10 protein-coding genes are annotated in these 12,500 nt (G+C 37.2%); 7 read left to right on the plus strand and 3 right to left on the minus strand.

Annotated elements, in window-relative coordinates:
- Positions 1-93: 93 nt before the first annotated feature.
- From JZO71_RS05085 to JZO71_RS12550, 3 genes are all read right to left on the minus strand, one after another.
- Complete coding sequence (locus tag JZO71_RS05085) at positions 94-1,293, minus strand: YdcF family protein (protein WP_206898491.1); 1,200 nt, start codon at positions 1,291-1,293, stop codon at positions 94-96.
- Between the two features lie 163 nt (positions 1,294-1,456).
- Positions 1,457-2,764 (minus strand): serine hydrolase, encoded by a 1,308-nt coding sequence (locus JZO71_RS05090; RefSeq protein WP_206898492.1) that lies wholly within the window; start codon positions 2,762-2,764, stop codon positions 1,457-1,459.
- Between the two features lie 131 nt (positions 2,765-2,895).
- Entirely contained in the window at positions 2,896-3,018 is a 123-nt protein-coding gene (locus tag JZO71_RS12550; RefSeq protein WP_277988598.1) for a hypothetical protein, read from the minus strand.
- Positions 3,019-3,269: 251 nt separating this feature from the next.
- Here JZO71_RS12550 and JZO71_RS05095 point away from each other — a divergent pair, with 251 nt between their 5' ends.
- The 7 genes from JZO71_RS05095 (at position 3,270) to JZO71_RS05125 (ending at position 12,395) form a co-directional block, all read left to right on the plus strand.
- The gene (locus JZO71_RS05095) at positions 3,270-4,391 is read left to right on the plus strand and encodes a baeRF6 domain-containing protein (protein WP_206898493.1); all 1,122 of its coding nucleotides are present in this window, start codon (positions 3,270-3,272) and stop codon (positions 4,389-4,391) included.
- Positions 4,392-5,173: 782 nt separating this feature from the next.
- On the plus strand, positions 5,174-5,374 hold the full coding sequence (locus JZO71_RS05100) for a cold-shock protein (protein ID WP_206898494.1): 201 nt from the start codon (positions 5,174-5,176) through the stop codon (positions 5,372-5,374).
- A gap of 377 nt (positions 5,375-5,751) precedes the next feature.
- Complete coding sequence (locus tag JZO71_RS05105; RefSeq protein WP_206898495.1) at positions 5,752-8,532, plus strand: helicase C-terminal domain-containing protein; 2,781 nt, start codon at positions 5,752-5,754, stop codon at positions 8,530-8,532.
- A 52-nt stretch (positions 8,533-8,584) separates the two neighbouring features.
- A complete protein-coding gene (locus JZO71_RS05110; RefSeq protein ID WP_206898496.1) occupies positions 8,585-9,112 on the plus strand; it encodes a cell wall elongation regulator TseB-like domain-containing protein in 528 nt (175 codons plus the stop codon).
- Between the two features lie 19 nt (positions 9,113-9,131).
- On the plus strand, positions 9,132-10,328 hold the full coding sequence (locus JZO71_RS05115) for a pyridoxal phosphate-dependent aminotransferase (RefSeq protein ID WP_206898497.1): 1,197 nt from the start codon (positions 9,132-9,134) through the stop codon (positions 10,326-10,328).
- Positions 10,329-10,362: 34 nt separating this feature from the next.
- Entirely contained in the window at positions 10,363-11,661 is a 1,299-nt protein-coding gene (asnS, locus tag JZO71_RS05120; RefSeq protein WP_067483937.1) for an asparagine--tRNA ligase, read from the plus strand.
- A 350-nt stretch (positions 11,662-12,011) separates the two neighbouring features.
- The gene (locus JZO71_RS05125; protein WP_206898498.1) at positions 12,012-12,395 is read left to right on the plus strand and encodes a YccF domain-containing protein; all 384 of its coding nucleotides are present in this window, start codon (positions 12,012-12,014) and stop codon (positions 12,393-12,395) included.
- The last annotated feature ends 105 nt before the right edge of the window (positions 12,396-12,500 follow it).

Genomic DNA, 12,500 nt, shown 5'->3' on the forward strand with positions numbered 1-12,500 from the left:
CCTCCATATAGCTTACAGCCACTTCAAAAAATGAGATGCTGTTTTGAGTGGCTGTTCACTATCTTGTCGGAGCTGAACGTTTTGCGCTGCAATCTAAGTAAACAGCGTGACCAACACAAGTAATAAATCAAATAGGAAAATCAACGAACAAGCAATTAAGTGCCGTTTCTTATTCATCATTAAAACAGCAATATATTCTCTCAGAAAAGCGTTTGGCAAATAATACAAAGCTGTTTTTGAACCGATTCCGTTTGCTTTTAATTGTGCTTCTCGCGCATACAGTCCTGCCCGAAATATATGATAGTTATTTGAACTGAAAATTGCTTGATAAGGACCGTTCATTAGACAATCCATGATTTCCTTAGAAAAACGCATATTTTCTAAAGTAGTCGTTGAATTTGTTTCAACAAGAATCTGGTCTTCAGGAATGCCTTTTTTTAACGCGTAATCTTTCATTGCAACAGCTTCAGGCAATATCTCATCCGTTCCTTGTCCACCAGACATCAATAGTTTTGGTGGATTAAGAGTTGCTCGTTCTTGTGCTCGATAAAAGGCGATTGCTTTATCAATTCGTTGTCCGAGTAAAGGGGATACTTTTTCGCCACCTAAAAGCCCTGCACCCAAAACGATGATGAAATCTTGGTTGAACCGTGGACGATTAAATTGGTACAAAACAGAAATCGTCAAGAAATTATAAAATACGACAAACAAGTAGAATAAAATCATTGGCACAACACTGAATAGAACATTCGCCCATTGTGGCAGATATTGAATTAAGAAAAGTTCAGTTAACAAAAAGATGGTTAAGAAAATGCCAAGTAATAACGTCAATAAATTTGCCAGTGAATGTGATTCTTTTTTTAGTACCACGATACCATTCCAAAATAAAACAACAATCAGTATATATAATCCAAATAATAGGATTAAAAGAAGGGGAATAGCAATCAAGGCAAGTAGTCCACCAATGAAAACATTCTCTGTTTCAAACAATAGCATGACTAGGTAAATACCAAAACTGATCAGAAATAAATTAAACAGCCACCCATTTAGTAGACGCCTTTTCTCTGTGAAATAAAAAAAGGCAAAAACACTAAAGAAGAACAAGGGAATCATAAAAAAAAGTGAATGATAGGAAATTTCTAAAACGATCAGATAAGTCAGTAATACGCCAAAAGACCATGTACTACCATAGAAAAAAAGTGCGGGATCTTTTTGTTTTTTCCGCCAATAATAAATACCAACAATGCCTAAAAAATAGAGAGCCATAAAAGCTAGATCTCTGGTTAAATTCATAAGTTCAACTCCTTTTTCATTCCTTAAGTATAACGAAATTTCTGTAAAAAAGCTTTTAATAAAACCAAAAAATGGAAAGAAAATGAGAGAAACAAAAAAGCGTGAGAGCCGTTGTCGTGTGACCAACGTTTCTCACGCTAAATGAGTTGAAGTTTACTCAGGATTAAAAAAGATTTGTGAAGAATTCAGCAACATGACGCCAACCAAGAACAAAAATATTGGCTTTCTCAACTTTAGCAGTTGTGACGATGTCGGTGGCTGGTGCATCCTTTTCGTCTAAATAGCCAAGTTTGTCATCTGCTAAAGTAATTATAGCCGTTCCGACTTTTGTTCCTTTTTCTGCAGGTGCTTGAATTTGTTTATCCTTCAACGAATCTTTTGAAAGTGTAGGTGTAATGTTCAACTTTCCTGTATCCATATCATTGCGAACCCAAACTTTAACTGGTGATTTAAGTGCGACTGGGACAGATTGTTCTTTTCCGTCAAGAACAGCGATCGTTTTCATGTCTGGGATACTTGCGCCAGCTTTCCCTAATTCTTTCTCTGACCAGTTGTCGTAGCAGTAGTCCATTAAGTTCGCAGTAGCAGTAAAGCGAGCACTTGGATTTTCTTCATGACCATCTGCGTTCAATACAACAGTGATTACACGACGATCATCTTTCTTGATCGTACCAACAAAACAGGCACCAGCGAAATCAGTTGTTCCTGTTTTTAATCCATCAACGCCTTCTTTGTGGTTGATGAATCCGGGAAGCATCCAATTCCAGTTAACCATTTCAACTGGGGAAACCGTGTCTTCACCGAACATTTGAGTCGCAGTACTTGTGACTTCTAAAATCTCTGGGTAATCTAGAATCAAATGGCGAGCAACAATAGCGACATCACGAGCAGAAAGTTGATTTTCGTCTGTTTCGGAGCTGCCAGGATAAAGATTGTCACCTAAATAACTATTATTTAGTCCAGAAGCATTGACTAAAGTAGCATCTGTGATTCCCCATTTTTTTAATTGTGTTTGCATCAGTTCAACAAATTTAGGTTCGCTACCAGCTATTTTTTCAGCAAGTGCAACAATTGAGGCATTAGCAGACTGAATTGCAGCAGAATCAAAAAGTTCTTTGACAGTGTACGTGTTTTCTTTGTGTAATGGAACATTTGATAGATCTGGTGTCACACTTAATTCTTCGGCATAATCTGAAATGGATACTTCATCATCCCAAGCAAGTTTTCCTTTTTCAACTTGGTCAAGAATGATGTAAAGACCAATAATTTTTGTGACTGAGGCAATTCCCATCGGTGTATCGCCATCTTGGTTATACAAAATTTTGCCGGTTTCGGCATCAATTGCAAAAGCTGCTTTTGCGCCAACAGAAAACGTGTCATCAGCCCTAACAGTTAATGTGGGGAAAAGGGAAGCAACACATAAGATGAGGCTAGCAAGCAGAATAACTAACCGTGTTTTTTTTATGGACATATTCGGTCTCCTTATTGATTTCTTTTCGTACAAATTAAAATTTTATCAGAGAGTGTGGGGACTTTCAATGTTTCTGAAAAAAACTTTAGATGTTATCAAATCAGGAGACGAAGAGTCAAATAGTAGTAGAATTAATCGTTTTTTACGCGTACTTTAACTGGAACTGGCTGTGGCTCAAGTTCAACAACACGACTAGCAACAAATGCGAATAAGCTCATCATGCTTAATAAACTAAAAATAATTAGTAATTGCATCGTTTTCACCTCGTTTAAGTTAGTTTTCAATCTATTTTTGAAGTTTTTCTATTTGATAAATTAACTATAACAGGTAATTTTGAATCATTTACTGTGAAGATGAGAGGAAAGAATGGTTTAACTGTGAATAAAGCATGAATGATTGAAAAAATCGAAAGCGCTTGCGAGGTTTAATTCGTTTTATTGGGTTGAAAAAAATTGTTGTGGTAGACTTTAATTGTAGGAATGATTTTTTTAGGAGGGATACGTTTATGACAAAAATCGATAAAGAATTGTTGTCTCAATTAGCTTCAGAAGGTGCAAAAGGTCCGTTCGTCACAATTATGTTGAACACACACGTTTCACATCAAGATGTTGAAAAAGATCAAATCAAATTTAAAAATTTTGCGAAAGAAGCCAAAAAACGTTTTGAAAAAAAATACTCAAAACATGAGTGGACTCCATTTAAAGAAAAGATTGAAGAAATCCTAAATGATGCTTCATTTTGGCGTAGTGGCACAGAAAGTGTAGCAGTTGTCTTAAATGAAGAGCAATTGTATATTTACCGTTTAAGTATTCCAGTTGATGATCAATATTATGTTAGTGATTTACCTTATTTATTGGCAATCATCAAAAATGCGCAATTCAACTATTCTTATTATTTATTAGGGTTGAATCGTGATTCCATGAAGTTGTATGAAGTAAACAACAAGTTGGTTAAGGAAGTCGAATTACCAGAAGATGCACCGGTAGACATTGTAACAGCTTTAGGTGACGAGTTAACAGGTGGAAATCTAAACTTTATTACGAGTGGGAAAGCTGGGACTTCAAAAGAAGGCGTGACATTCCATGGAGTCAGCACAAAAGATGAAGAAGTCAAAATCGACTGGATTAACTATTACCAAGCGGTAGATAATTATTTACGTGATACATTTGAAAATCCAGAAAAATGGCCGATTTATTTATTTGCTTTACCAGAAAATCAGGCTGTTTTCAAAAAAGTAGCAAAAAATCCAGATTATCATTCGGATGTTGCTGTCTCAGCCTCACCAGCTCAATTGTCGTTAAAAGATATTGAGGTCGGTGCACAACGTTTGTCAAAAGAATTGGCGGATAAAGAAGCTGAAAGTTATAACAAATTATTGGATAAAAAATTCATTGATCAATTAGTGGATATTGTTCCAGCAGCGAAAGAAGGTAAAATTTCGCATTTGTTCATTGCAACCTCTAATTTAGTTGATGGTTTTGGTGAAGATCCAGAAACAGAGTATGATCGACGTCAAGTTTTGAATCAATTGGCAGATGATGTCATTGAGACAGGTGGACAAGTCTTCATCTTGGATCAAAAAGAATCGCCAGATGAAAAGAGTTTGGTAGCGATTTTGAGATACTAAGGAAAGGTGTGGCGCAAAACGTTCAGCTCCGACAAGATAGTGAGCAACCATTCAAAATAGCTTTTCATATTTTGAAGTGGGTGAAAGCTATTTAGAGGAGTTGTTTTGAGAACACCGAGGAAAAGAGTGTGGCGCAAAACGTTCAGCTTCAAATAATAAGGAAGTCTTTCTAAAAACACCACTCATGTTTTTATGAAAATGAACTTATTGCTGAAGAAGCTGCTTGGAAACACCGTGAATAAAGGTTGTGCCGCAAAACAGCTCTATCAAAACAACAATCAAGCATTCAAAATAAGTTTTCTTTACTTTGGAGTGGTTGTAAAGGAAGCTCTCCCACTTTAATAAATAACAAAAAAGTTTTTGATTGAACTGCTGAAACGAGAGTGGAAATGGGGCACAAAGATTATGTAGGAACGCAGGAGATTTCTAGGTTGTAGAAAAGACCTGGTCTGTTATTTCTCTTATTTTTGCTAAGAACAAGAAGTCAGACGTTGCGCTGGTTTCTTGTTCTTTTTTTCTGCGTATCCGTTTCCTTTCTTAATAATCAAAAAACTTCAAAGAAAATCGTTCGAGTTCTACTTAAGGTGGGAATTGTGAAAAAAATCGAATTTTTTAAAATAAATGTTCTAAAATTCTAGCTATTCCAATAGATGTGTGGTATATTAATAGTCGTAGTTTCTGTTCGGTAATTATGGTAGCTTGTTTCAAATAAACATCTTCCAGATATTCACCATACAAGTAATTGCAAAATATGTGTTTGAAACACAAGGAGGATTTTTATTATGGAAACAGGTACAGTTAAATGGTTTAACTCAGAAAAAGGATTTGGATTTATCACTGCAGAAAACGGAAACGACGTATTCGTTCATTTCTCAGCTATCCAAGGCGACGGATTCAAAACTTTAGAAGAAGGCCAAGCAGTAACTTTTGATGTTGAAGAAGGTCAACGTGGACCTCAAGCAACTAACGTTGTTAAAGCTTAATTAACCTATAAATTAAACAAAAGCTTGGAGTAGTTATCTTTTTGATAATTATTCCAAGCTTTTTTATTCTGTCGTGGTTGTTTCTTTTTTCTTGAGTCAACAAGTAAGGAGCCAATTTTTACGGAAAAAATAAGAGCAGGAGGTTAGGAAGAAAAATCCTAGTCTTTTTTTGTTTCACTAGCTACTGAATTTTTATAACAAAAAAACTTTGAGAAAGGAAGAGAGAGTAGAGAAAAAAAGCATGAATCATTTTTGAACGTTCATTCTGTCTTTTTAAGGTGAAACACTTTTGTCCCAACCTCTTCTTTGTAGTATAATTTCAAAAGAAACATCCGTAGTAAAAAGTAAACGAAGCGGCAAGAGAAGAGGAAATTATTTTGAAACCAACAACTTATGCGGTCGTCGATATTGAAACGACTGGGACGAACCCAAAAGAAGATCGTATCATTCAATTTGGCTGCGTCATGATTGAAGCTGGTCGAATCACTTCACGCTTTTCGATCGACATTAATCCGGGGCGAAAGATTTCAAAACAAATCCAACATTTAACAGGAATTTCGAACCAACGCGTCCAACGCGCGCCTTATTTTGAAGATGTCGCACCGACGATTTACAATCTCTTAGCAGAAACAGTATTTGTCGCACATAATATTTACTTTGATTATAAATTTTTAAATCAAGAATTAATGCGGTGTGGTCTTCCAGAATTAAAGATTCCGGGGATCGACACGGTTGAATTAGCGCAGATTTTTTTACCAACAGAACCAAGTTTTCGCTTGAGCGATTTATCGGAAAGCTTAGGATTCATTCATGAAAATCCACATCAGGCAGACAGCGATGCGGAAGTGACTGGTCAGCTCCTTTTGCTGATTGAAGAGCGCATGCGTCAGTTGCCATTAGTTACATTGGAAGAGGTTGTCCGACTAAGCAAATACACTGGGATGGATACGAGTCGATTCATCGCACGTGTTGTTGAAGAAATGAAGCAGCAAGTCCAGCCATTAGATGATTCCATTGAAATCATTGATGGAATCGCATTACAGAAAAAGCAAGTAGAGTTGTTTTCACAGATCCACTATGGAGCAAAAACTTATCCAAGAAAAAAACAGGCAAAAGAGCGAATGTTTGGTGAAACATTGATGTATCGTAAAGAACAAAATCGTTTGATGAATGCAGTGTACGATCACTTCACTAAAAAAGAGGAACAAAAAAACTTGATGATCGAAGCTGCGACGGGAATGGGGAAAACGATTGGCTACTTGTTACCACTAAGCTATTTAGCAACACCTGAGAAGCCCGCTATTATAAGTACTGTTTCCTTAGTTCTTCAGCAACAAATTGTCGAGAAAGACATTCCTTTGCTGAACCAATTACTCGATCAACCAATTCAAGCGACAATCATCAAAAGCTTTCGTCATTATATTGACCTTCAACGTTTGAAAGCGACGTTAAACGAAGCACCTAGTCAAAAACAATATGCGTTGCATCAAATGTCGGTTTTAGTTTGGCTGACACAAACACAAACAGGTGATTTAGATGAATTACATTTGACGAATCTGAATCATGTCTTTTTCCACGATATTGCTCATCGTGGTGTTCATTTTTTAGCACCGAATCAGCCATTTTATGAACAAGATTTTGTTCGGTTCTTATTGAAAAAGGCAAAACAAAGTAATTTTTTGATTGTCAATCATGCATTTTTAGTCCAAGAAACGTTACGCAAAGAGCCGTTGCTACCTGAAAGTCCTTATTTACTGATTGATGAAGCGCATCATTTACCTGAGATTGCCGAAAAAATCAATGATCGAAGATTGAGTGTGGCACATTTCTATAAACAAGTTCAACAGTTGAATGACGAAGGACAATTATTTGACCGAATGAGTAATTATTTGCCGGAGCACCATGAAGTGACTCGTTGGTTGCAAATTTACCGGCAGGAATTAGTTTCTTTATGTGAGGCTCAGTTCACGATTGCAGAAGGTTTGACGGAGTTATTGAATCAAAACGGAAACAATCATCAAGAAGAGGTCATGGTAACAAAAGAATTATTAGATGAGTTACCATTTGAGGCAGGGATTGCGATTGATCATCTGCAATTATTTTATCGAGAAATCTACCAGCTTCATGAACAATTGAAATTAAGCTTGGAAATCATTCAAGAAAGCTGGTCAAATCAAATGCGTTTGGACTTAGCCAATTTGTACGCTTTATTTGACCAATTAGACACGCAACAACAATTTATGGAGCAATGGTTGGAGGATTGGCGTGAACAGCTGATTCATTGGGTTGTACTTGGAACCGGTCCACAGCAATTGATATTTCATCTACATGATTTTCAAGCAGCGTTATTACCTACAACTGTTTGGTATCCAAGATATCAACACATTCTTTATATTGGTGGTACTTTGAAAATTGGCCCAGATCGGAACTATCTTTCAAAACGACTGGGTATTGAAGGGGCACCATTGAAAGTGATTGCTTCACCCTATGATTATGAAAGTCAAGCAAGAATTTATTTGCCAACAGAAGCACCCGCAATAAACCAAGTAACAAGTCAGGAATATATCGAATATTTGACCAAAACACTAACAGGTCTGATCAAACGAGAACAGCGACCTATTTTAGTCTTGTTCACCTCGCATGATATTTTGCAACAGGTCTATCAAAAGATGCATATGAGAATGTTGGAACAAGGCAGAGAAATACTAGCACAAGGATTTGGCGGAAGCCGTGAAAAATTATTGAAGCGATTCATGTTGTCAGAAATGAGTGTCCTTTTTGGTGCCGACAGTTTTTGGGAAGGGGTAGATTTACCAGGAGATGCACTCCAAATTGTTGTGGTGACACGACTACCTTTTGACAATCCAAAGCGACCAATGGTAAAAGCTAGAAATGCCTATCTTGAATCTAAAGGAATCAATCCTTTTTATCAGGAATCAGTGCCTAAAGCAGCTTTGAAGTTACGTCAAGCGTTGGGTCGGCTGATCCGCACCGAAACTGATCGTGGTGTGTTGTTGATTTTAGATCGTCGATTGCTAACTGCAAGATATGGAGGAAGAATGCTACGTTCCTTACCAAAAAAAGTAAAAGTCCAAGAAGAACCAATCGAAGTAATTTACCAGGAAATCAGTGAATTCTTAACAAAAAAAGAAGAATAAAGTCAATGGAATCTTCCTATTTTGGGCGAAACATCTGGTATAATGAAAGGCAATGAAGATAAAGGAGCGACGATCCTTGAAGAAAGAATCAAAAAGAGAAAGAACCATTAATCGCGTATTGATTAGTTTGATCGTGTTTTTATTAGCAGTAATCGTTTTTAGTTCGATTTTTTATTTACGATCAAATCGCCCTTATGCACAGGCGGAAAAAGAAGCGACAGCTCTTGCAAAAAAATATGCGAATTTGGAAAATGTGGATCAGTTTTACTGGTATACGCGTGAGAAAACTTATTTTTCGCTAATGGGTACGAATGAAAAAAATCAAAAAATTGTAGTCATCATTCCAAAATCTGGTGATAAGGTGAAAGTTTTGGATCAAAACAAGGGGTTAACAGAAGAAGAAGCGAAACAAAAAATCCAAGAAGCGCATCCAGAAGCCGTGATTGAAAAAGCAACACTAGGGATTTTTGAAGATCAGCCTGTTTGGGAAGTCGTTGCTAAAGGGACAGACAATTCATTAAATTATTACCTGATTACATTTGAATCAGGCGATGAAGTGAAAACCATTCAAAATATCTAATTGTGAAGGGACGAAAATGATGGAACTATCTAAGAGAGCACAACGTTTAGAGCCTTCTGTGACACTTGCAGCGGCAACCAAAGCAAAAGCACTGAAAGCCCAAGGTAGAGATATCTTGAGCTTAACGGTAGGTGAACCAGATTTTGCAACACCTGAGAATATTCAGGAAGCTGCCATCCAAGCTATCAAAAATGGGAATGCAAGCTATTATACGCCGACTGCTGGAATTCCAGAGTTGCGCCAAGCAATTGTTGATTATTTAAAGCAACAGTATCAGCTCGATTATCAGGCTTCACAGACTATCGTTACTGATGGAGCAAAATTTGCTCTATACACGCTTTTTCAAACAATTCTTGATCCGTTAGACGAAGTGATTATTCCCGTTCCTTATTGGGTAAGCTATGGGGAGCAAGTCAAATTAGCTGAAGGCGTTCCAGTCTTTGTCCGCGGAGAAGAAACAAATGCGTTCAAAGTGACAGTGGAGCAGTTAGAGGCTGCCCGTTCAGGTAAAACGAAAGCTGTGATTATCAATTCGCCATCTAATCCAACAGGGATGATTTACACCAAAGATGAACTTTTGACAATTGGAAAATGGGCTGTTGCAAATAATATTTTGATTGTTGCAGATGATATTTATGGTCGTTTAGTTTATAATGGCAATGAATTTACTCCAATTGCCACACTAGGTGAAGCAATTCGTAAACAAACGATCATCATCAACGGTGTTTCAAAAACATATGCCATGACTGGTTGGCGCATTGGTTACGCGGTTGGTGATCAAACAATCATTGACGGAATGATTACGATTGCGTCACAATCTACTAGCAATCCAACGGCAGTCAGTCAGTATGCTGCGGTTGAGGCGTTAAGAGGAGAGCAGGATACGGTGGAAGAAATGCGTCAGGCATTTGAAGAACGTTTGAACCGTTTATATCCATTGGTGGCAGCCTTGCCAGGTGTCAAACTTGCGAAACCACAAGGAGCTTTTTATTTATTTCCAAACGTGAAAGAAACTTTAGTCATTTGTGGATATAGTAATGTGACAAAATGGGTCGAAGATCTGTTAGAAGAAACGGGTGTTGCTTTAGTTACGGGTGAAGGATTTGGTGCAAGCGAAAATGTTCGCTTAAGCTATGCGACAAATCTTGGAACGCTTGAAGAAGCCGTGTTGAGAATTGCTCAATTTATTGAGAGTAAAAGTCAAAATGAATCCTGAAAGTAAAACAGGAAGAAAAAAAGGAGAGTCATTCGTGGAACAAATTCAAATTATTGATTCGAAAAACCATGTAGGAGAAACAGTGACAATTGGTGCATGGGTTGCTAACAAGCGCTCAAGCGGAAAAATTGCTTTTCTTCAACTAAGAGATGGAACAGCCTTTTTCCAAGGCGTAGTTGTCAAGAGTGAGGTACCAGAAGAAGTTTTCCAAACTGCTAAGAACTTACACCAAGAAACAGCTATTACTGTTACTGGTGAAATTCGTGAAGATAGCCGTTCAAAATTTGGGTATGAAATTGGGATCACTAACATTGAAGTGGTTGGTGAAAGCCATGATTATCCGATTACACCAAAAGAACATGGTACAGACTTTTTGATGGATCACCGTCATTTATGGTTGCGTTCATCACGTCAGCATGCAATCATGCAAATCAGAAATGAAATCATTCGTGCCACATACGAATTTTTCAATGCGAATCAATTTGTTAAAATTGATCCACCGATTTTGACTGGTTCAGCACCAGAAGGTACAACAGACTTATTTGAAACAAACTATTTTGATCAAAAAGCGTATCTTTCTCAAAGTGGTCAATTATACATGGAAGCTGCTGCAATGGCATTTGGAAAAGTCTTTTCATTTGGGCCAACATTCCGTGCAGAAAAATCAAAAACACGTCGTCACTTAATCGAGTTTTGGATGATTGAGCCAGAAATGGCCTTTACCCATCAAGAAGAAAGCTTAGAAGTTCAAGAAAAATATGTAGCTTTCTTAGTACAAAGTGTCTTAGATAACTGTGACTATGCGTTAGATGTACTTGAACGTGATAAAGAAGTCTTGAAATCTTATACAAAATTACCTTTTCCACGTATCACGTATGATGATGCAATTGAATTATTGAAGAAAAATGGATTTGATGATATTGAGTGGGGTGAAGACTTCGGTTCACCACACGAAACATTTATTGCTAATTCATTTGAACAACCTGTTTTCATTTTGAATTATCCAAAAGCAATCAAACCTTTCTATATGAAACCACATCCTACCCGTGAAGATGTTGTGATTTGTGCAGACATGATTGCGCCAGAAGGTTACGGTGAAATCATTGGTGGTAGCGAACGTGCCACTGATTACGAATTTTTACTAGAACAAATTCGTGAGCATGGCTTAGATGAAAACGAATATTCTTGGTACCTTGACTTGCGTAAGTATGGTTCTGTACCTCATTCAGGTTTTGGTTTAGGTTTGGAACGTACGGTTACTTGGATTTCAGGAATTGATCATGTGCGTGAGGCCATTCCATTCCCTCGTTTGTTGAACCGTATTTATCCATAAAGGTTGTGGTTCCAAGCGATTAGCTTCAAGCAATAAGGATGCTTTTCTAAAAATAGTTTTCCATTTTTTATGAAAAGAGGACTTATTGCCGAAGAAGCTGCTTGGGGAACACCGTGTATGAGGTTGTGAACGAAGTGCCTAGCGCCAATAAATAAGAATAAATTACCAGAAATCGTGTTTCAAATTTTTGAGTAATTTAGGTTTATTTGGAAGGAATTGTTTTGGGAACACCTTCAATAAGGCCACAACTTAATAACAAGAGTTTAAAAAAAGCATGACGAAACTGTCATGCTTTTTTTTAGTATTTTATGCGATAATAGATTCAAGTAACTTTATAAAAGGAGAATAGTATGAGCTGTTTAGGAAATATTCTATGGTTTATTTTTGGAGGATTAGTTGGGGGACTTGGCTGGCTGATTGCGGGCGCATTATGGTGCATCACCATTGTTGGAATTCCCGTTGGGTTACAATGTTTCAAACTTGCTTCTTTATCTTTTGCCCCATTTGGAAAAGAAGTGATCTATCATCAAAGTGGCTTTTCATTGATTGTCAATTTGATTTGGTTGATTGTGTCAGGTCTTCCTTTGGCGTTGACGCATGTTGTAAGTGGCTTGCTTTTGTGTATCACGATTGTAGGTATTCCATTTGGTAAACAATCATTTAAATTAGCTCGTTTGGCGTTGATGCCATTTGGCGCAGAGATCGTTCCAAGTAATCACTATTATTTTGAGTAACAAATCGAACAGCGGACAAAACGAAAATTGTTTTGTCCGCTGTTTTTTGACAAGAAACGTAAAATGTCAAATAAGAGAAAAAAAGAGAAGGCTTCCAGTTGACAT

This window comes from Candidatus Enterococcus courvalinii, assembly GCF_017315945.1.
Lineage (GTDB): Bacteria > Bacillota > Bacilli > Lactobacillales > Enterococcaceae > Enterococcus_B > Enterococcus_B courvalinii.

Bases quoted from the DNA above. Each gene is read 5' to 3' on its own strand.
- JZO71_RS05085 (WP_206898491.1), bottom strand. From the start codon at position 1,293: ATGAATTTAACCAGAGATCTAGCTTTTATGGCTCTCTATTTTTTAGGC.
- JZO71_RS05090 (WP_206898492.1), bottom strand. From the start codon at position 2,764: ATGTCCATAAAAAAAACACGGTTAGTTATTCTGCTTGCTAGCCTCATC.
- JZO71_RS12550 (WP_277988598.1), bottom strand. From the start codon at position 3,018: ATGCAATTACTAATTATTTTTAGTTTATTAAGCATGATGAGCTTATTC.
- JZO71_RS05095 (WP_206898493.1), top strand. From the start codon at position 3,270: ATGACAAAAATCGATAAAGAATTGTTGTCTCAATTAGCTTCAGAAGGT.
- JZO71_RS05100 (WP_206898494.1), top strand. From the start codon at position 5,174: ATGGAAACAGGTACAGTTAAATGGTTTAACTCAGAAAAAGGATTTGGA.
- JZO71_RS05110 (WP_206898496.1), top strand. From the start codon at position 8,585: ATGAAGATAAAGGAGCGACGATCCTTGAAGAAAGAATCAAAAAGAGAA.
- JZO71_RS05115 (WP_206898497.1), top strand. From the start codon at position 9,132: ATGGAACTATCTAAGAGAGCACAACGTTTAGAGCCTTCTGTGACACTT.
- JZO71_RS05125 (WP_206898498.1), top strand. From the start codon at position 12,012: ATGAGCTGTTTAGGAAATATTCTATGGTTTATTTTTGGAGGATTAGTT.